Source organism: Sphingobacterium psychroaquaticum (assembly GCF_900177625.1).
GTDB classification, from domain to species: domain Bacteria; phylum Bacteroidota; class Bacteroidia; order Sphingobacteriales; family Sphingobacteriaceae; genus Sphingobacterium; species Sphingobacterium psychroaquaticum.
The window spans coordinates 300,197-321,485 of sequence record NZ_FXAU01000005.1 but is presented as its reverse complement, the minus strand read 5'-3'; the positions used below and the strand labels follow the sequence as shown (position 1 = coordinate 321,485).

Below are 21,289 nucleotides of genomic sequence, written 5' to 3'. Positions count from 1 at the left end.
ACCCACTTGTTATCATCTGATTAAGTCCTGTAATTTTTTTAACACATTAACAGTAATTTACATTGGCGACATTATCTTTGGTTTTGATTAAACTACAACCATGAATCGCTTTTTCCGTCGTCGTATCGGTCTTTTTTTTCTGATGATCCTTTTCTCCTTCGTTGCCTTCGGCCAACAATCGATTACGGGAAAGATTCTGGATAAGATATCATCAGCACCAGTCGGTGGGGCTACACTAAAACTGCTGAATGAAAAGGACAGTGTAATAAAAAGCACCTCAAGTGATAAACAAGGATCTTTTGCCTTCCAGGTATCTGCTGGCAAATACCTCATCAAACTTTCAAATATAGGGCACCAACCGGTAGATAAGCAGGTCACGATTACCGACAAGAACGTGCAGACTATCTTTCTGCTAGATCCATCCGAGGTAGTTCTGGAAGAGATTGAAATTACGGCCGGTGCAGCTGTCGCACTAAAGGGGGACACCATGGAATTTGATGCCAAGAAATTTTCTACCCGAGAGTTTGCAGATGCCGATGAACTAATCGCACAGATTCCAGGTGTAGAATTGGATGAGGAAGGAAATGTAAAAGCACATGGCGAGAATGTAACGAAGATTATCGTGGATGGAAAAGAGTTTTTCAGTACAGATCCACGGATTGCATTAAAAACCCTACCCGCAGAAATTATAGACAAAGTTCAGATTATTGATGAAAAATCTGAACAAGCAAAATTTTCGGGATTTGATGACGGGCAGCGGCGCAAGGTAATCAATATCGTCACCAAACCAGACAAAAAACGGGGGCTCTTCGGGAAAGCAGCATCCGGGTATGGTGACCATAACAAATTCCAGCTGAACTCCTCCATTAATCGTTTTCAAGACGATCAAAAAATTGCCGTCAATCTGATGGGAAATAATGTCAATGAAACAAATTTTGCAGAACAAGGGCGTGGTGGATCCCGACGAGGAAACAACAACACCGAGCGAGGTTTATCAGACACCTATGCTGCGGCAATAAACTACAACAATCTATTCCTGAATAAGAAAATGGATGTCAGTGGCGACTATAACTTCCGATCCTCAGCAACTGACATTATCTCTAATTCGGAGACCGAATATATCTTGGGAACACGCGCCAATCAATTGCAGCAGGCAGCACAAACTAATAGCAATAAGGATATTGAACACCGCGCCAACGCACGAATTCGTTGGACATTGGACTCCGCACAGCGTATCGACTTTTCCCCGAACCTAAGCTACACCAGCCAGGGACGCTCTGGGCAAAGCGCAAGTTCAAGCTTCAGAAAGGTGAATGACTTGATCAACCAGTCTAACCGCAGCAATAATAACGACAACTCTAACTTTAATTTTGGCGGTGACCTGACCTACATGTATCGTTTTCGGAAATCGGGACGAACGGTTTCGGTCAATGTTTCTGGAAATAAAAGTACAAATGATGCATTGGGAAAGAATTTAGCATTAACACAATATTATAAAGAGGGGCTTGTAAGCCGCATCGACACGAACAACAACCAGAGTGTAACCAATGGCTACGGTTCAGGGTTTAGTAGCCGCTTGGCATTAACGGAAAATCTTTCCCAACGGACGCGCCTACAGCTGAACTACAGCTTCCGAAACACAACCAATTACTCGGATCGACAGACCTTTGAGTTTCTCGCGGAAACAGGTCAGCTGGGGGAACTGAGTGAACGGCTGTCCAATGAGTTTCGCAATGATTACAACTACCATAAAGGAGGTCTCTCGCTTTCTTATAACAAAAAAGATTCGCTCCGCATACAGGTGGGATTGAGCTACCAACACGGTATCCGAAATAATGATCGGACATTCCCAATCAACTTGGTCACAAAGGCTGATTTTGGAAGCTTCCATCCAGAACTATCGGTAACGTATAATTTCAATAAAGAAAGACGCCTGGAATTTAATTACAACACCAACACCAATACGCCAACGATTAATCAACTTCAGGATTATGTGAACAACCAAAACGAGCTTCGTATCAGCAATGGCAATCCGAACTTGGAGCAGGAATACAACCACAGCGTGAAAGTGCAATACAAAGATGTAAAACGCACTACCGGACAGAGCTTTAACAGCAGCTTGGATTTCAATTACACCAATGATAAAATTGTAAATTCGGTTCTGATGACAGATACAGCTATGGTTTTATTTGACGACGTCGTACTGGGTGCTGGGGGGCAGTATACAGTACCGGTTAATGTAGATGGGGCCTACAGTGTGCGTCTGACCAACAGCTTTGGGGTACCGATCAAAAAGTGGAAGCTGAACCTAAACCTGAACAACAGCATGTACTACAACAGTAACTTTGCCGTGTTGAATGGCGACTTCTTAAATGGTTATAGTTACGGATTGCAACAGCGCGTTGGACTAAGCACGAATATCAACAAGCGCTTTGTCTCAGGAGTCAACTATCGGATAAACTTAACATTTACCAATAACCCGATTGCGACAACGCCAACCTACAAAGTTTATTCGCACACATTGAACCATACGTTAAACTATGAGTTCTTGAAATCTATTGTCTTCAACTCGAGCTTGCTCTATATTTACAACAGTGGGGTGTTGAATGCTCCAGGCACCAAAACATTGTTATGGAATGCATCCTTGGGTAAAAAGCTCTTCAAGCGCCAAAATGCCGAGATCGCACTCAAAGCTTTTGATATTTTCAATAATGCGCAGAATATTAATCGCCGCGTTACGGATATCGCCGTTACCAATGTCATGTCGAATACGTTAGCCCGCTATTTTATGTTGTCGCTGAATTATAACTTGCGGAATTTTGGGAAGTAACAAGATGGGTAAGGCACGAGCTACAAGCTCTCTTCAAACCTATTACCGATAAAACAACGTATACGGATCCGACGGATAGACAACAGCATCTGGATTATGTTGAAACGGCACTTCCGGATCAAAAATCTCCTCGAGCGTTTGCTGCAAGAACGAAACAAACATAGTCTTCACCTCCGCTAGATAGGCATCCGTTAACACCATCCCTTTACCATTAAACAATGTTCCTTCCTCCCGCATTTTACGCGCCACATACAAGTGAGGCTCCAAGCCTTTACGGCCTGTCTTTTCCTCGAATACATACGCATAAAACAACGTTTGCACCAATGCCTTATTCTCCGTGTTCGCCGCAAACACCTTTTCCAAATCTTTAAAAGAAACTGTATCGCCTCCCGTTTTATAATCCACAATCCGTGTAATCACCTCGCCATCGGCCGTCAATACCTCATCCACACGGTCAATAATACCATACAGCTTCACCCGCTCTTCTTTCCCATTAACCTGAATCGGAAACTCCAACGTATAATCTGTATCATTTTCCAGCTCCACAATTCGAAAGGCCTGATATTTATCCATATCATATTGCAGATACATCCTCACATATGCTGTAGCAATTTTATACATCAAGTGCTGCATACTATTGAGGTCAGTTAAAGCCGTAAATTCCGTTTGATAAAGCGCTGAAATCTCACGTATCACCAAAGCATCTACCTCCGGAAGCTTACTCGAAAGGATCGTGGTAGATACAAACTTGTCGGTTCCCTTATATGGCGTAAAGATTGTTTCCATCACATTATGGATAACAGTCCCCAGCTTGTTCATCTCAAACTCTTGCGTTAGTGTTGGTGGTTCTTTTATCTCCGCAACATGCTTTAGAAAAAACTGCAAAGGTGATTGCAAATAAGTGGTCAACGCCGTTGCCGATATGCTTTTCTTCTTTGTGATAAAAGCATCATATAGCTGCATCCAAACAGCTCCTTCCTTTGGAATAACGAGCGGCTCGTTCGGTTCCTGAAAACCAATCGGTTGTTGCTGTCGAAAGATGTCAAACTGCAGCTGACTTTCAAACATCAACTGTTTAACAAAACGACTCTCCTCCCCGGAACTACTTTCGTTGACTAAGCCATTATAAAAAATATGGATATCTTCACTAAACTGGAAATGACGATAAAAAAGATAGGCGGATAATGCGTCTTGATTTTCCAAGATCGGTAGATCGTATGCTCGCCTTAAATTATTGGGTAAAAACGTCGCTGCATTAGATGTCTTTGGTAACACCCCTTCATTGGCCCCGAGGATATACACCTTATCAAAATTTAGACATCGACTTTCCAAAAGCCCCATAATTTGTAAACCTTGCAAAGGATCTCCCTCAATGGCCGAATTAACGGGGGCAATCGCTTTGCGGATTAACCCAATTTGAAAACTGATCGACGTTGCTGCAATTTTATCTAACCCAAGCCGTAACTGGTTAAGCACTTTCTTGGTTTCGACCAACAGATTACTATCGATTTGGCTCATTCGGTCCTGCGCTGCAATAGCCACCAATAATGTATCCAAAACGTGTACCAAAGCCGGCAATAACTCCACCGCACTCCTTACCGGTTTAAAAAAGTTTGGCAGCACGCTGCTTTTAATCGTAATATGCTCCAAGCTCACTTCAAAAAGCTGCTTATCCGTTAGATCCTTAAACAATCCGGCTCGCTCTTCGGGATCTAACCGTGTCAAAGGGTGGCTGATAAACGTCTCCACATACTGAAAAGGAACCTTTGTTCTTTTCAGATGCGCAATATCTTTTTGCACATCGAGCCATAAATCGATTAGACCAAAGATAGGGGATTGCGTTAACGGGTATCCGGTTGTAATGTTCGGAACCACAGCCGGCAAACTTTGCAACAACGGCACCAATAGACTTTCATCAGCAAGCAGAATAGCGGAGGTTTTATCCTCTTTTTCACAATCCTGAAGAACATCGTGCAACAACTTTGTTTGACTAATGTTTCCGGAAGCGGCATACACAGCAATTGTATCTTTACGCTTTCCAATAGTATCCGAAAACTCACCAAGCGCATGTTGTAAGCCAATTCCCTGTACATTTCTTCGAATAAAAAGACCGGCTTCCTGCTGCGTATCCGTCATATAATAGGCGTCCGCATCAAAATAAAAAAGTGCTCGGCCTTCCTCTTGCCACTGCTTAAATAATCGTGCTTCCGCTTTACTCAAGGCATTGAAGCCTACAAAAACAAGTTTTTTATATCGCTCGACAAAACGCCCATTCTCTGCTTTCCCCTCTGCGAGATTACGGTATAAGGTTGGGTAATTGCGCTGCCCCAGCTCTTTTAGTTTCTCCTTCAACGCACGATATAGAAGCGGCATCCGTCGCCATAGTTTTAAGAACCGCTCCTGGATACCGGTATGTCCTCCTATACTAAATGACTGCCAAAACTGACGAATGAATACCTGTTGCTGTTCCGTCAAATGCTGAAATGCAATATCGATCTTTGTGGTATCATACAGCTCCATATAGATCTGATCAATGTCCACCAGTTCATAATCTAGTTGACCAAAATCGGCCAGAATAATTTCCGCAATCGGATAAAACTCTTCTAAGGTTTCAGGCTCCGCCCCTTCTTTTACGAGCAGCTCATTATGCAGTTCATACAAGTAAAAAAACTGACTCAAGGCCGATGCATCAGCTGAGGAAGAAGATTGTCCGACAAATTCTTGGATTGTAAAAAATTGTGGAGACCATATTGCTTTACCATACACCTCAGAGAGATGCTTTTTCAAGTATGTAATAGGTCGTTTATTATTAAAGACAATAGCGATGTCCGCTAGGTCATTTCCAAATCGTGCCTGTATATCTTCGGCTACCTGACGTAAAAACGGTTTCCTTTCTTCCATTGTTCCCATACTTAAATGACCTCCACCAACTGATTGCTCTTTGCGTAGTACAAAAATCCCTTCACATTCATATAACCGAGATTCTTTAACGCCTTCATATAATTATCGACCTGCCATTTGTGTTCCGCATAATCGCCCTGAGTAAATTTAAAATCGAGGACAATAGTCTCTCTCGCCGATGTAAAAACCTTATCCGGACGTATAGTCTCCCCATTCTCCAAAATAATACTGGCCTCGTTCCATATCTTATAATCTCCACCTAGCCAATTACTCACAACAGGATGTTCCCAGATCTGCTGGATCTCATGCAATATAAAAGGACGATCCTCTAGCGCCAGCACCCCTTCCTCAATATAGCGATCAACCAAACCAAGGACCTCTTCCTGTCTACTCACCTCCGACATAATCTCATGCGCCAGTATACCATACTGCGCCGCTTTTTCTAATTGCAGAATATTATTGATCGTACGCTTCGTTGATTTATCAAAAGCCTTTTGTAACTCCACCGAAATCGGATAATCCTTTAAACTAACCGGGTAGTGATGGATACGGGATTCTCCTGTTTCGGCCTGTTCATCCAACTTTACATCCTTTTCTTGGGGGACAACCTCTTCCAAGAGCAACTGTCCCTCCGACAAACTAAACTCTCCCTGCCCATTATTATCTAGCACCTGGTACAACAGGTCGCTTATATAATCGTTCTTGATATCATAGCCTGATACTATACCGGTTTTCTTATCGACAGTTTCCTTAAATAGTGGCGCCGTGATATATAGGTGTGCTACAGCACGTGTCATCGCAACATAAAATGTATTTAATGCATCCATGTAATTAAACAACATCTCTTCAAAATACTGCTTATAAAAGATAGACTGTCCGACGCTTCCTGTATACTTTAACGGTATTTTCCCCAACTGCTCAAAGGGGCTCCCTTGCACATCGATCCAAAAGTCACCATTTATCATTCCATCCAGATCCCAGGCACAAAAAGGAATCATCACCACCTCGTATGCCAATCCTTTAGATTTATGGATCGTCGTCACCTCTATCGCATTGACTTTGCCATCTGCAGGAAGGCTCACATGCACACCATCCTCTTCCCAAAAGGTCAAAAACTGAGATATCCCACGTTCACCACTTTGGGAGAAAGTGCTCACCATATCTTTAAAAGCCAAAATATAAGGCAGATGCAAACTCCCCTCGCCGATCAACCCGTAAGCCTCAATCAGCTTCTCTACCAAATGGATCAACGGTAGCTTTTGCAACACAGACCATTGAGCTAACAATCCTGCTGGCAAGAGAGACGCTACATCTTGGAGGTTGTTCGTTTTAAATTCCAACCAAAAGGAGGTATCAAATGTATGCCCCGATTGAATGAGTTGATAGAGATAGACCATTCGGGCACGGTGAATAATGTGTTTATCCGACTGGTAAACTAGCGCCTTAAGCGTCTCAATCAGCAATAAAACAGCATCATTACCAACCAGAGACAACGCATCGCCCGAAATCACCTCAAAAGCTATCCCACTCTCATTTTTGTAAGCCATCAGCTGTTGGATCACTTGTTTCGCTTGTGTATTACTGCGAACTAATATCCCAATTTGCCGCGGTTCATAGCGCCCCGTAGATATCCACTCGCCTACTTTTTCGGACATCAAACGTAAGGATTCTTCCATCACCTGGTTACGACGATATCGGCCATCTTCAACTGGTAAATATTGAATTTCAATCGCACCTTGCGGGTGATCAGCGCCTTGTTTATGCGCTGGCACTTCCTGCTGACTATTTTCATATGCTTTGATTAGCATCCGATCGTTACCCGATGTTTCCCACCAATCCCATTCCTCCGGGGGAAGACTCTCCCGAACTTTTTCATTCAGCACCTCTTGAAGACGTTGCGGCATGGCGCTAAACAAATAATTATTCAGTGCAATAATTCGAGGCAGACTTCTGTAATTGGTGTCTAGGGTACCATTTTCGATGAAAGTACTCCGATTCGTTTCATTCAGATGAAAAGCATCCGAAACCTGTTGTTCTACTTGCTGCAGGAGGATGCGCCAATCACCATTCCGCCACCGGTAAATACTTTGCTTTACATCGCCTACGATAAGGTGTTCGTGGAACTCCTGACGTGCATTACCGAGGGCATTGATGAGCAACGGACTGTAATTTTTCCACTGGATTCGTGAGGTGTCCTGAAACTCATCAAACAGGAAATAGTTGTATCGGTTGCCGATCTTTTCCCAGATAAAGGTGGGGTCGTTATTTTCATCGAGTCCCAGCTTACTCAGTAACATCTGCGCATCTGAAATCAGTTGCGCCCCATTTTCTCTACGCCACTGCGTGAGGAGGTCGCTCATCTCCTTCAGCAAACGCAAGTAATAGAGGTTTCCTTGTACAGACTGATAAGCAATAAAGGTTGGAAAGAACTGATACAGTTCTTCAAATTGCCGCAACACGGGCGCTAGCAGCTGCTGTAGATCATACCGCACACTTTTATCCGCTCCAGTAAAGGCATCCTCGTCATCGGATAACTTTAAGTATTTATCAAATATTTTTGCCAGTTCAGTCGCCGATAGTTTGCTCACCTCTGGATCGGTCTTGCTTGCCGAAAACAGCTTGTTGCGCGATTTACCTTTCAAATCATCCGCCACAACACCTGAAGTTTTGATCGTCGCCGAAAACAGGAGAATGGCTGACCGCAGAGCTTCTAGAAAGGTTTGTGTTTTCTCGTGCACCTCCGTATTGAGCAGATTGAACACGTGTCGGGCATCGGCCGTACTCAAATGTGCATTGAACTCCTGGAAATTTTCGGTAAATATTAATCCCGCTAGACTGAGTAGTTGTTGACGATAATTCCAATTTTCATTGCTATCAATTTTCTTCTCCGCATAAGCGATAATCCACTCCAACAGATCAGGGCGCTCATCCAGTAACTGGTTCAACATAACAGTAAGATCCTGTTTTACCTTATTACTGTTCATCTCAATCTTATACCCCGCATCAAGATTCAGCTCGTACGTAAAGCTACGGATCACCTTCTGGGAGAAGCCATCAATGGTACTAATCGTAAAATGCCCGTAATCATGTATGATTTTTCGAAACACCCGATAGGCCTTTTCTTGTATTAACTGTGGAGTCCACGTGGGTTGTTGCTCCAGCAGAAGCATCCGAAAGGCATCCACCTTACGACGCTGGTCACCTGTAGCCAACCCTTGTAACACCGATAGCACGCGCTCCTTCATCTCGGCTGTCGCCTTATTCGTAAAGGTTACCGCTAAAATCTCTCTGTAGCTATTTTCCTGCATCAATAACAACGTGATATAATGCAGGGTCAGACTAAAGGTTTTCCCGGAGCCTGCCGAAGCTTTTAATATTTTGAGTGGAGCAACAGCGTTCATGTGATGAAAGTAAAGATTAAAAAGGAAAAAGTAGAAAGGAAAACGTACAAAGTAGCGAGTAACGAGTAGAATGAGGACCAGATTACATGGATGGGGCAAAATTAAAAATATAGAAAAGAGAAGGTCGTTCGTAGAAAGCGAGGCAGGAAAGTATCAGGGTATCAAGATGAAAGTAAAAATTAAAAAAGGAAAAGGAAAAAAATATTCTTATCTTTGTGTCCCCTCTTGCAATAAAGCACGGGGGATATGTTGAATACATAAATTAAATAAAACATGGCAACTAAAATCAGATTGCAAAGACACGGTAAAAAAGGAAAACCTTTTTACCACGTAGTAGTAGCAGATTCACGTGCACCACGTGATGGTAAGTTTATCGAGCGTATCGGTTCTTACAACCCAAACACAAACCCAGCGACAATTATCTTGGATTTCGAGAAAGCTTTGAACTGGTTAAACACAGGTGCACAGCCAACTGACACAGCACGTACGCTCCTTTCTGAGGAAGGTGTTCTTTACAAGAAACACTTACAAGGTGGTGTGAAAAAAGGTGCTTTTGACGAAGCTAAAGCAGAAGAATTATTCGCTGCTTGGGTAGAAGGCAAAAACGCACAAGTAGCTGGTAAAAAAGCTGGTTTAGCATCTTCTAAAGAAGAAACTAAGAAAGCTGCTTTAGCTGCTGAAGCAAAGAAAAAAGCGGACAGAGCTGCGGCAATCGCTGCTAAAAACGCGCCTGTTGCTGAAGAAGTAGCAGAAGAAGAAGTTGTAGAAGCTCCTGAGGTAACTGAAGGTGCTGAAAACACAGAAGAAACTGAAGGATAATTCACTATTCATACAGATTCAAGAAGGCCGAATCCGCAAGGAATCGGCTTTTTTTTATTTTATCTACGTACCTTTGCATTATGACAATTGAACAGAGTTTTTATATCGGCTATATCACGAAAACCCGTGGATTAAAGGGTGAAGTACAACTTTTTTTTGAATTTGAAGATTACATGGATTTGGAGTTTGATGTACTTTTCGTAGAAGTCAATAAAAAATTGGTTCCTTATTTTGTCGACACCATCAAACTACAAAAAAATAGTACCGCATACCTAAACCTTGAGGATGTAGACCATATTGATAAGGCGCAGGCCATTGTCAAAAAGAAAGTATACCTCCCAAACGACAAGATGCCAGAGCGTGACCCGGATGATTTCCGCTATACCGACTTGATCGGGTATCTTGTCATTGACGAAAATGAAGGAGAACTTGGTGAAATTACACAGGTACAAGAGCTTCCTCAACAGTTTATGGCCTCTGTAGATTTCAACGGACAGGAATTGCTTTTTCCATTGAATGACGATCTAATCTTAGGTATCGATGCCGAAGAGCAAGTTCTGGAAGTAGAATTACCGGAAGGGCTAGTCGATTTATATCGCGGGGAAGAATAACGGCCTTTTTATTTTTAGTTCTCACTTCTATTACCGATATTAGCAACCGCTTATAGAGAAAGGCAGAGGGAATAGACCCGCTGAAGCCTTAGCAACCTGACACTGGTCAAGGTGCTACATTCTACTCGGTTTAGCCCGGGAAAGATAAGCTGAAGAAACACAATATCCCTGTGCGTTTTCTCCTAAGCCTAAATCGATTACTATGAAGATTGTTGATCATATCAAGAACGCCAAGGGCAAGACATCCTTTTCTTTTGAGCTATTGCCTCCCGCAAAAGGGCAGGGAATACAAAGCATTTTTAAGACGATGGATGAACTTATGGAATTCAAACCTCCTTTTATTGATGTTACCTACCATCGGGAAGATTACCTGTACAAACAACATGACAGTGGCCTTCTGGAGCGTGTAGCCTACAGAAAGCGACCAGGAACGGTGGCTATTTGCGCGGCTATTATGAGTAAGTATAAGGTAGATGCTGTGCCGCACTTAATCTGCGGAGGATTTACCAAAGAAGAAACTGAAAATGCCCTGATCGACCTCAACTTTTTGGGGATAGACAATGTATTGGTCCTACGTGGTGATGCCCGTAAAGGGGATGCCGATTTTATTCCAACCCCGGGTGGACATGCCTTTGCTACGGACCTCCTACAGCAGGTTGTCGATATGAACGAAGGAAAATATTTACACGAAGATATCGAAAGCTCTGCGAAAACAGACTTTTGTATTGGCGTTGCCGGCTACCCGGAGAAACACTTTGAAGCGCCGAACTTCAATACCGATTTCAAATGGCTGAAGAAGAAAGTAGAGATGGGGGCAGAGTTCATCGTAACCCAAATGTTCTACAACGTAGATAAATACAAAGAGTTTGTGACGAAATGTCGTGATAATGATATTCATGTACCCATCATTCCGGGACTAAAACCACTCACCACAAAAAAACAATTGATTGCTTTACCGAAAATCTTTCACTTGGATATCCCAGAAGAACTGAGTGAAGCGGTGGAAAGCTGCAAAACAAACGCTGATGTTCGTCAAGTAGGTGAGGACTGGTTGGTACAACAGTGTAAAGAATTGATTGAATTTGGCGCACCGGTATTGCACTTTTATACCATGAGTAATCCCGGACCAACGAAAAAAATTGTAGAGCGCTTAGCGTAATACAAATAAAAAACTCCCGATGTTCATCAGGAGTTTTTTATTTGCTATTTATAAACCGGGATCGTTTCCATTGTTTTATAAACCTTCAGCAAAGCACGTGGTACATGGAAGCATCCCTTCCACTTACCACCTTTAAGTGTCAACAAAGGTTCTCCTTGACGGTTCAAGTATCCATACCATTCTCCAAACTCTGGATCAGCGAAGTGCTGGAAGCTATAGCTATCCAACTTCTCAAACCATTCTTTGCAACGGGGGTCGCCCGTATATGCCCATCCTTTTGCCATACAGACTAAAGCCTCCAAATGAACCCACCATAGTTTCTGATCCCACTCCAACTGTAATAAGGGTTTGTTTAAGATATCTTTAAAATAGAAGATACCGCCATATTGCTCATCCCAACCATACTCCAGTGCACGCAATGCAATATCGACGCATTTCGTCATCAATGCCTTATCCGATCTTCTTTCAGCCAAATCCATCATAAACCACATGGCTTCAATCGTGTGCCCCGGGTTCACCAAGCGTCCGTCAAACGTATCAGAAAAAGATCCATCAAGGTTTACGCTTTCCATAATCAAACCGGTTTCTGGTTGGTAAAATACCTCCATTACTTCATGAATAACCTCGTCGATTAGCGTTTCTACCGTGGCGCTACCTACAATATGCTCCAATTCTAACGAAAGGTTGCTCAGGATCATCGGCAAAGCGAAACCTTTCAGATTTCTTGTGCCAGGGTAAGCTTTGCTATATTTTCCTTTCGGATTATGCTGCCGCTCCAAAATGCGGTTAAATGTATCTTCCGCAACCTTGCCATACTCCTCTTTACCTGTCGCTTTATACAACGCAGCAAGCCCCATACTGGCAAAGCAATCCGAAAAAATGTTATACGGTTGCACCAAAGGATTTCCCGCCCTATCTAAGGAGAAATACCAATCTCCTTCTGCATCACGACCGTTCTTTAGGATAAATTTAGCCCCCTGCTCAGCCATATCACGCCATACAGGATTCTCCTCCACTTGGTTATATAGCGTCGACAATGTCCATATCTGACGACCCTGTAACCACATAAATTTATCGGTATCAAATACAGTTCCATCACGGTCTAGGCATGAGAAAAAACCACCAAATTGGTGGTCAACCGAATTCTTCTCCCAAAAGGGCATCACGTTAAGCAACAGCTCATTTCTGTATTTATCAACAAATTCCGTCATCTTCAATTTTAAATCAACGTTTCTAAATATTCTTTATATCGATTATATAAATGGCCTGCTTGTAAGTAGGCCGACTGTGGGCTCATGAAATGCGAAAATTCAAATGTAATCGCTTTATCATATCCTGCTTTTCGTGCCGCTTCTAGCTTCAGCCTTAATTTTTCAAATTTTATCGGAAGGAACTTAATCGGCATATCGCGATCAAAAGACTCTGCGTTGGTCCAACATTGCAGCCCATAAGTATCCGCAAGCTTCTTATTGACGGTAAAGAAATCTTCTAATTCATGGTAATCAATATGCCCATCTTGAAAGGCTACCGCATCAATGGCATGATGAATCTCGTGGAAAATCTCATTCCACTCACGCTCATGTTCCTGTATAGAAACGACATCCGTTTTTGTCAGGCTCGCATTGGCTGCCATCACGGCTTTCTTACCATCGATCCATGGGGAAATAAAAGTAGGCAAGTTGTTGCTCACCGCCTTACATTGCTCACCTAAGATCCGAAAAGCACTAGCCGCACCTTTGGTTTGTCGGCTAATTTCCATACTCAAGTACCACCCCCCAAAGCTGCTGTATTTACCATACTTCTGCCATACCTCATCAATCACATAACGATTGGCATCAATCTCGTGTTGCATATCACCGGTATCCCAATACTTCCCGCTATCATATAGGCCGAAGAAGAACTTCATGCCATGCTTCTCAGCCAATTGCAAAAACATCTCCACCAAGTCTGCCGGTGGCTCGTAACAGCCTAAATTATCCTGTAACCACGGCGAAGGATATGTAATAAAGCGGCGATATCCACTCCGGATAAGAATCACGGTATCAATACCAACAGCCTTCATATACCCAAAATCACGATCCCATTCCGCACGTCCCCAGTTTTGATGTGGGATATCGTGACTTATCTCATCCAAAAAAGTTCCCGTAATCTTCATTTATAAATATTTTTTGTCTTTTAGATATTTAACCCAAACCAAGTATCCATCTGTATTGATATGAATACCATCCATCGTATAGTCTGCTTTTAGCACATGGTCGTCGGCCAACACTTCTTTTACGTCCACATATGTTAACTTATAGCGTTGTGCTAATTTCAAAACACCATCATTCAAGGCGCGTACCATTGCTTCCTTATGGAACAGGTAGTCATATTTCAATACCTTCTCGTTTAAGGGCAACGTACTCTGCACATATATTTTTGTCCGAGGGCTAATCTGTTGAATCGTTTGGATCACCTCCTCATAATTTTTTAAACTCCACGCCGTAGGTAAACCGCGGCCGACATCGTTAATCCCCATCATTAAGAATATCTTTTTGGGTTTTAATTTCGCAACATCAGCGATCCGCGCTTTCATACCAAATGTATTATCCCCACCGATACCGCGGTTTCCAACCTTATATTTTCGACCGATCAATTCTTGCCACGGCCCACGTTCGGTAATACTGTTACCAAAAAACACCACATCATAGCTTCTGTCTTTTAATCCTTGATACAACTTCTCTCGCGATTCATAATACCAATTATGGTAACCACTATCTGCCGACAACTTCAATTTATCTTGTGCCCTTGTTCCAATAAAGGATAATAAAGCACATAAAACCAACAGCTTTCTCATCTTACAACGCTTTTACTTTTTTTAGATAATCCACCAACTCTACATAAGCAGCAACTTCCAGATGTATCCCATCTGGTGTAATCTCCGCCCTTAGATTGCCGTCCTTATCTGCCACGACCTCATGCAGATCGACAAAATGAATCCACTTATTTTCTCCCGCCATTGCTCTTAGAGCAACATTCAAAGTGGCTATATCCGCATTGGTTACCGCTTTAAATGACTCGATAAGCTTATTCGGATTTATTGGCATAATACTATTCAAATAGAGCTTCGTCTTTGGCGATTGCTGATGGATCCTTGCTGCTATCCGTTGATAATTCTTAGCAATCACTGCCGTTGGCACCCCACGTTTCAAGTCATTCACGCCGATCATCAGGAATATTTTTTTCGGCTGATGACGCAAAACTTCATCCAGTCTTGCTAAAACACCAAAAGAGATGTCGCCACTAATACCTCGGTTTAAAACAGGTTGATTGGGGATAATATCATTCCACCGCCCTGCATCTGTCAAGCTGTTTCCCAAGAACACGACGGCGCCTTTCAAAACGGGCATCTTATTAAAAAGCTCCATCTTCTCGGTATAACCGGAGAAGATGTAATTACTATCCACCACACTCGTTTGCTGTGCTTTGGTATGCCCAAAAGCAAAGGAGATCAATGCTAAAACAACATATTTAATTCTCATTTATTTGCTTAATTAATTAACAGAATCCGGTCATTAGGAGCGCCAAAACCACCGTTTGGTTGTAGCGTAATTCGTAATAATAATCATCAGGAGCATATACACCACGGTACGCACTAAACCGAGCGCAGGGTCTATTCCTGATAAATAATCAAACACAGGAAGAATATGCAATAAACCTAAGATTGGTGTGATGCAAAAAGCAGATACACAATACGCAATCATCGGATTCTGACCATTCTTCACGATACTAGACACAAGTAAATTATTAGGAAAGACCTTCGTTAGGTAATCGCATACGATATAAAAAACAAAAGCCAAACCACTTGTCAAGAACCAGTAACTGAACGACGAAGGATCCTTTTTAATACCTCCATCCAGTGGTTCAAAGAACAAAGCAATAGTAGCCAAAGTATAGCCCCAAGCGATCAACAGTTTATAGAAGCCAAATTGCCCTTTATCATTATTTCTAAAAAACAAAAAGAACAAAACACCGAACAGGGTATGACCAATAAGATTAACCTCTAAAAGTCGCATATAGAGCGTCACCACATGAAAGCACACGAATGCCAGACCCATTAACGCTAAGAGCCTGACTCGTGGCCTTTCTTCATCGGTAAATGCATTATTGGTTACACTGCGATGCGTAATAAGAAGATCGCCTAGGATAGACCCGGGCAACACAATACATAAGTATTTTAGAAAGGCAAAATTATAGAACCATTTTATTTCGGGATGAAAGTTCCATAAGGCTCCCGTCCAACTACCTGCTATATCTTTCGTAAACCAAATTCCAATAAAGGCGACAATGATACCTGTTCGCAACAAAAAATTATTTGCAGTGAGCAACCAACAAATAGAACCGAAAACAGCCATATTCGCCAAAACAAGAATGATGATGTTATTCTTCGCTTTATCAAACGTATGACCAAGAACTTCGCTGTGATAGTATCCGAGAAGGATAATCAATATGAATCCCAGCGCCTGAAGACCGTAACGTCTAAGCGGTGTGCCATCAAAGCGTAAAAAAATCAAAAAATAGCTCGCAAAAACAGCAAGCGCTGTCATATAATTAACAAGCGGATTTGCTTTTAGATTATCTGGCGTAAAATATGCTAACGTAATCGCAAAAAACACCAACAACAGCCCCCGTCTCAATAAGCCCGTCACCATTACTTTGTACTGCTTGCTTTCCAACTTATTGCGAAGCGCTAACGGAAATGCAGCTCCCATTGCAAAAAGGAAGAAAGGAAATACCAAGTCGACCCAAGTAATTCCTGGATTATTGGGATTGAATTTAAAATCAGGCGGCCCTACCTGTGCATGGTACATCCAGCCCGGCCAGTCGGCCAACCAGGGCACCACAGCGGCAAGTACCATCCCAATAATAGCCAATCCGCGAAGCAAATCTATACTGTAGTTTCTTTTGATAACCATCGTTGTTTCTTTAGTAACCAGCTCCATTGATATTGATTGTTTCGGCACCTTTATGTTTCTCTTTCGCAGCCGCCTCTATAGCGAAAAACTGTGGCTGCGGACAGCTCATCGGTGTATAACGTCCTTCATGGAAAGGCGCCTTAACCACCTGTCCGTCCTGAACACGTAGTAAGTCTGTATGTAACCACTTTCCTTTTGATACCACAGTCTTAGTCGCTTGTACAGGCTTCCCCTCATTTCCCATCTGGTCAATAGCGTTGACACGCTTAAACTCCCCTTTATTTTTTAGAGAATAACCCGCACATTCGAAGGTTGTTTCAAAGCGCTTGCCTGCACCTTTAATCACAAACTTCACCAGACCATCTCCGATTGTTTCGAGCTGCATAAATACCTCTTCTCCCGGATACCAGTAGTAATCTGCCGTCGCCGGACCATTGACAAAAACAGCTTGCTGACCCGACTTATGTCCCGTACGGCGCAAAAAAGGACGAAATGCAACCCTAGATTCGGAAACTTTTCCATCCTTATCCTTGATCACTTCCCAGCTTAAACCGATATCCGTCTCCTGACCGTCCATTAGTCCGCCTAAGTAAACAGAAGGGTTATCCAGATATTGCTTCGTATTCTTCGGGTTCTTCCGGGATTCATCAAATGTTATCTGTGGTAAAACCACTGTCCCACTGATGCCAACCCAGTTATCGACACTCGAAACAAGCTTCCTATAGTACGCCCCCGCAAAGCATGGCTTACTGGCTACCGGACGAACTTCATTCGGAAAGAAGTCGCCAATCACTTCCACTTTGGTCTCTTTTTGCGACACATTATGTTGCTTCGCACAACCCAATATTCCCAACAGCGGGAAAGCAAGACAATAGAAATAGGTTAACTTCATGTTCTTATTTCAAGTCTACTGGAACAAGAATCAATGGTGTCGGCAAACAGGATGCTCCCGGAGGCGAATAAGTGAAATTAATCTCCTGTACAGCTTTGGTTGGATCCGGTTTATAGATTTCAACAAGAATTGCTTCTGGCGCAGCCTTAGTGATCAAGGCATTATTCGGCAATTGGCGAACGACTTTATTACCTTTATTATCAAAAAGCTCCATCGTTAAGCCCATACCGCCACACCATTGGTTATCCGCAGAACGTGAGTTCCACGTAATCAAAGCCAATCCTTTACCATCCGTGCTTTTCCATTTTATCTTCGTGTTATATAGCACGCCGTAGTTTCCTGCATTACGTGCATATGCCTTATCGGCGCCGATTGTTCCAGTGATCCAAGGATCATCGTTACCATCTGCAATAATTAGCTGTGAAATTCCATTCTTGGTATCCAATGTATCTTTTGATGCCACCGCATAATTGGACACACCAAACAAGCCTCTGCCTGCATTTCCATGGCTATGTGGAATAATATTTTTGATGTTCGCAAATGCTTTCGGCCCACTGTTTTCCGGAGCTGTTTGCAATACCGAAATCTGTGCAGGTTGATCTACAACAAATTCGTAAAAACCATGTACCAACTCGTCGTATCCTACAACATTCTTTTCTAGCTGCTCATCGATAGCGATAACTTCTCCCGGTTGCACTTTACGCACATCATTTTGTACAATCGAAGAAAAATAATCCTCTAATCCTTTCTTTCCGATTTCAAAATAATTAGTACTTGGCTTCTGTGAAGAATATTTCAACATACGAATGCTCATTACCTCTTTCCCCGTGTTCTTAATAACAGCGGTAATCTTACGCGTAATTTTTTGTGGCTCCTTCACTCCGTTCACGTTGTACACATACAAGCGAACAGCACCGGGAACAACATCCTCTTGCAAAGCAATAGCTTCAGGTACTCGGATATACTCCGGATCATCCGAAATAATAAATTGTGGCCCAGGCATCACGCGTTGCGTAAAGCCGATCTTAGGAAAATCAGTCCGTAAGAAGCCGTCCAATTTAATAATGCTTCCTATCTTTCCTTGCTTAATAATCTGTTGTATCTGCGTGTTTGCGTAATTAGCGACAGATTGCGCCATCGACTCTTGGGTGTATCCCATTACAGCACACAACAGTGCTGCCTTTATAACGTTCTTTATCATCTTATTCTACGGTTACTTGTATGGTCTTAACTGTTTCTTTTACATCCTTATAGTTTCCATTCACGAAAACGAAAGTGACTTCATATACTCCCGGTTTAGAAAAGGCATAAGCATAACTTTTCATGCGGTTATCGGGATACTTCTTAATAGACTGGCCGTTATCAGGAGCTACCTTATTGGGATCAAAACGCTTGGAAATTGCCCATTTCTCGACCTCTTCGAGGTTACTCTCCGGATTGTAGTAAATCATATCGGCGTTATTAAACACCCAAATACCTTTTGGAGAAGCCTGTGTCGTTACTGTTGTCCAACCAGCACCAACTCTATTGGTCACAGGAACAGTTTCTGTTTCAGAAAATTTATTCTGTACGTTGAACTGGTAAATCCGCCACGTTCGCTGTTGTGCTGCCGTCGAAGTCGATTTCAACCCTTTATATTTGAAACCGAAGTATAAAGGTTGTCCTGATTTCACTAAATCTTTAATACTCGCATAGTCGGATACCGTACGTACCCCAACAGCTCCACCTGCAGCAACGCACCAGGTCAGTCTATTGCTGATATCTGTCCATGCTGCCGACTCCACATCTTCTTTCGTATACTTCCCATTGAAGTCCGTGGACACTAAAAGCTTTAAGTTGTCGTTTTGTATACCATAAAGAACCTGCGATTCAATATTTACCCGAAGGTCACCCCCCTCCAGCTCCACACGTTCACGATGTTTATATTCTTTACCTTTCTCTCCCGAATAAAAGGTGATCATGTCTGCATCGCCCGTAAACTGAAAGCGGACCGAATCATTAACTTTATACACCGCTTTATCAGGCTTCACGTCCGCTTGAGGGAGAATCACTTCATCGCGTTGACATGACGCGCTTATCATTGCTACACATAGCGCAGCAGGTAAGATTTTTTTAAATATTTTTATCATCATAACAGACTTTATTACCATCCTGGATTCTGTTTCATAAGTTTGTTGACTGTCATCTCGTCCCTAGGTATTGCATACACCGTATCACGATCCGTAATATTTTCGGCCGTTCGGAAACCATATTGATAACTTGCATTAGCAGAAGATTTATACGCCAGCAAGCCCTTCATCGTCTGCGTGAAAATACCCCAGCGAACCAAATCATGTCTCCGAATACCTTCAAAACCGAGCTCTTTGGAACGCTCGTCTTGTACCGCCTGCTGAAACTCGACCTCGTCTAAACCGGCTGGTAAATCTGCTGCATTTATATTTGTAGCACCAGGCTTTAATTTACCATATCCTCTTCTACGAACTTGATTAATATACTCATCTGCCTGGCTGCTACGATTTCCTGGCATGGCATTATCCGCTTCAGCATACATCAACAATACATCAGCATAACGCAACAACGGAAAGTTAATAATCGATGTATTGGTACTTTTTACGGGCGAGTTTTCAAACTCGCGACGCCATTTCGCTGCACAACGGTTATAATAAATAGCAGCAGCGCTACCGGTATAGAAAATCTTACCTGTGCTTGGGCTGTTTTCATAATAGTAATCATTAATATTCCAATCACGACGCTCATCGCCTGTCTGGAAAAGATCATAATAAGATTTCATGATTTTTTGTGCCCCATAGCTGTAACCGATCGCTGTATTTGCGGTACCAATACCGTTGATCGACCCGACACTTCCTTCCTCATACTGCGAACCTGAGATATAAGAAAACTCTACTTCCCAGATCGACTCTTTTACATCATAAACCTTTTGCGCATGATTCTTAAACACTTGACTATAGTCTGCGTTCAAGCGGTGATAGCCTAAATCAATCACCATACCTGCCCATCTTTTGGCTTCCGCAAAGCGAGAAGCATCTTTTAATGGTGCGCCAGCCATTTTCAGGTTAACACGTGCCAACACGCCCCATACCGCAGATTTAGTGATGCGTCCGGCATGCGTATATGTTCCGATAGCCGCCACCTTTTCCGAAGCCGTTTCCATATCGGACACAATCTGTTTATAAATATCCGTTAAGGGAGCAGGTGCCATATCCACTTCACTTGGAGTTTTGGTTGACTGTAATCGCAACGGCACAGATCCCCAATTTGAAGTCAACACAAAATAATAGTAAGCACGTAAAAACAGTGCTTCACCGCGACATACTTCTTTTGTCGCTGCAGGCATATCGGCTTTATCGATATTTTCCAACAACATGTTCGCACGGTTAATACCGTCGTACAGGGTCGACCAGGTATTTAATAATTTAGTATCACCAATATCGTAGTTGTACAATGCGATATCTTGGGTGTTACTCGACAGGGCAAAGAAGCCCTGGTCACTCATATCCATTTCAAAGAATAGATAGCGACCATAGGTAGCCGACTTGCCCAATACATCATACACTCCAGAAAGAGCAGAAAGGACTTCTTTCTCGTTACGGTAATAGTTTGATGGAGCGACAAAATCAGTCGGGTTTTCTTTTAAAAATTTATCACAAGAGCCAAACAAAAGCATGGTTCCTAAGAGGCTATTTATAAGTATTTTTTTCAT

At 42.6% G+C, this 21,289-nt stretch carries 15 protein-coding genes and 1 riboswitch; of the genes, 4 read left to right on the top strand and 11 right to left on the bottom strand.

What is annotated here, in order from left to right; genetic code table 11:
* The first annotated feature begins 100 nt into the window (after positions 1-100).
* Positions 101-2,830, top strand: coding sequence for an outer membrane beta-barrel protein (locus B9Y69_RS14245; RefSeq protein ID WP_085473646.1), 2,730 nt, complete (start codon positions 101-103; stop codon positions 2,828-2,830).
* Positions 2,831-2,872: 42 nt separating this feature from the next.
* Here B9Y69_RS14245 and B9Y69_RS14240 read toward each other — a convergent pair whose 3' ends face one another.
* Together B9Y69_RS14240 and B9Y69_RS14235 are read right to left on the bottom strand one after the other, a co-directional pair.
* Positions 2,873-5,731: a PD-(D/E)XK nuclease family protein gene (locus B9Y69_RS14240; RefSeq protein WP_159451854.1), complete on the bottom strand. Its 2,859-nt coding sequence runs from the start codon at positions 5,729-5,731 to the stop codon at positions 2,873-2,875.
* Between the two features lie 11 nt (positions 5,732-5,742).
* Positions 5,743-9,132: a UvrD-helicase domain-containing protein gene (locus tag B9Y69_RS14235; protein WP_085473644.1), complete on the bottom strand. Its 3,390-nt coding sequence runs from the start codon at positions 9,130-9,132 to the stop codon at positions 5,743-5,745.
* A gap of 273 nt (positions 9,133-9,405) precedes the next feature.
* On the opposite strand from B9Y69_RS14235, the gene B9Y69_RS14230 reads away from it, so the two are divergent.
* The 3 genes from B9Y69_RS14230 to B9Y69_RS14220 all read left to right on the top strand — a co-directional run bounded on the left by B9Y69_RS14230 (position 9,406) and on the right by B9Y69_RS14220 (position 11,721).
* Positions 9,406-9,951, top strand: a complete 546-nt coding sequence (locus B9Y69_RS14230; protein WP_085473643.1) for a 30S ribosomal protein S16 — start codon at positions 9,406-9,408, stop codon at positions 9,949-9,951.
* A gap of 80 nt (positions 9,952-10,031) precedes the next feature.
* Positions 10,032-10,562: a ribosome maturation factor RimM gene (rimM, locus tag B9Y69_RS14225; protein WP_085473642.1), complete on the top strand. Its 531-nt coding sequence runs from the start codon at positions 10,032-10,034 to the stop codon at positions 10,560-10,562.
* Between the two features lie 47 nt (positions 10,563-10,609).
* Positions 10,610-10,713, top strand: a riboswitch (SAM riboswitch).
* Between the two features lie 51 nt (positions 10,714-10,764).
* The gene (locus B9Y69_RS14220) at positions 10,765-11,721 is read left to right on the top strand and encodes a methylenetetrahydrofolate reductase (protein ID WP_085473641.1); all 957 of its coding nucleotides are present in this window, start codon (positions 10,765-10,767) and stop codon (positions 11,719-11,721) included.
* A gap of 44 nt (positions 11,722-11,765) precedes the next feature.
* On the opposite strand, the gene B9Y69_RS14215 is transcribed toward B9Y69_RS14220, so the two are convergent.
* The 9 genes from B9Y69_RS14215 to B9Y69_RS14175 are packed head-to-tail and all read right to left on the bottom strand — an operon-like array spanning position 11,766 to position 21,289.
* Complete coding sequence (locus B9Y69_RS14215) at positions 11,766-12,932, bottom strand: n-acyl-d-glucosamine 2-epimerase (protein ID WP_085473640.1); 1,167 nt, start codon at positions 12,930-12,932, stop codon at positions 11,766-11,768.
* Positions 12,933-12,940: 8 nt separating this feature from the next.
* Entirely contained in the window at positions 12,941-13,876 is a 936-nt protein-coding gene (locus B9Y69_RS14210) for a DUF4434 domain-containing protein (RefSeq protein WP_085473639.1), read from the bottom strand.
* Positions 13,877-14,557: a GDSL-type esterase/lipase family protein gene (locus B9Y69_RS14205; RefSeq protein WP_085473638.1), complete on the bottom strand. Its 681-nt coding sequence runs from the start codon at positions 14,555-14,557 to the stop codon at positions 13,877-13,879.
* Between the two features lies 1 nt (position 14,558).
* Positions 14,559-15,242 carry a GDSL-type esterase/lipase family protein gene (locus B9Y69_RS14200; protein WP_085473637.1) on the bottom strand — a complete coding sequence of 228 codons (684 nt, stop codon included), beginning with the start codon at positions 15,240-15,242 and terminating at the stop codon, positions 14,559-14,561.
* Positions 15,243-15,275: 33 nt separating this feature from the next.
* The gene (locus tag B9Y69_RS14195) at positions 15,276-16,703 is read right to left on the bottom strand and encodes a DUF5009 domain-containing protein (RefSeq protein WP_085473636.1); all 1,428 of its coding nucleotides are present in this window, start codon (positions 16,701-16,703) and stop codon (positions 15,276-15,278) included.
* Complete coding sequence (locus B9Y69_RS14190; protein ID WP_085473635.1) at positions 16,687-17,568, bottom strand: hypothetical protein; 882 nt, start codon at positions 17,566-17,568, stop codon at positions 16,687-16,689. The genes B9Y69_RS14195 and B9Y69_RS14190 overlap by 17 nt, the downstream gene beginning before the upstream one ends.
* Positions 17,569-17,572: 4 nt before the next feature.
* Positions 17,573-18,769, bottom strand: coding sequence for a copper amine oxidase (locus B9Y69_RS14185; RefSeq protein ID WP_085473634.1), 1,197 nt, complete (start codon positions 18,767-18,769; stop codon positions 17,573-17,575).
* Position 18,770: 1 nt separating this feature from the next.
* Positions 18,771-19,700, bottom strand: a complete 930-nt coding sequence (locus tag B9Y69_RS14180; protein WP_159451853.1) for a DUF5017 domain-containing protein — start codon at positions 19,698-19,700, stop codon at positions 18,771-18,773.
* An 11-nt stretch (positions 19,701-19,711) separates the two neighbouring features.
* On the bottom strand, positions 19,712-21,289 hold the full coding sequence (locus B9Y69_RS14175; protein ID WP_085473632.1) for a RagB/SusD family nutrient uptake outer membrane protein: 1,578 nt from the start codon (positions 21,287-21,289) through the stop codon (positions 19,712-19,714).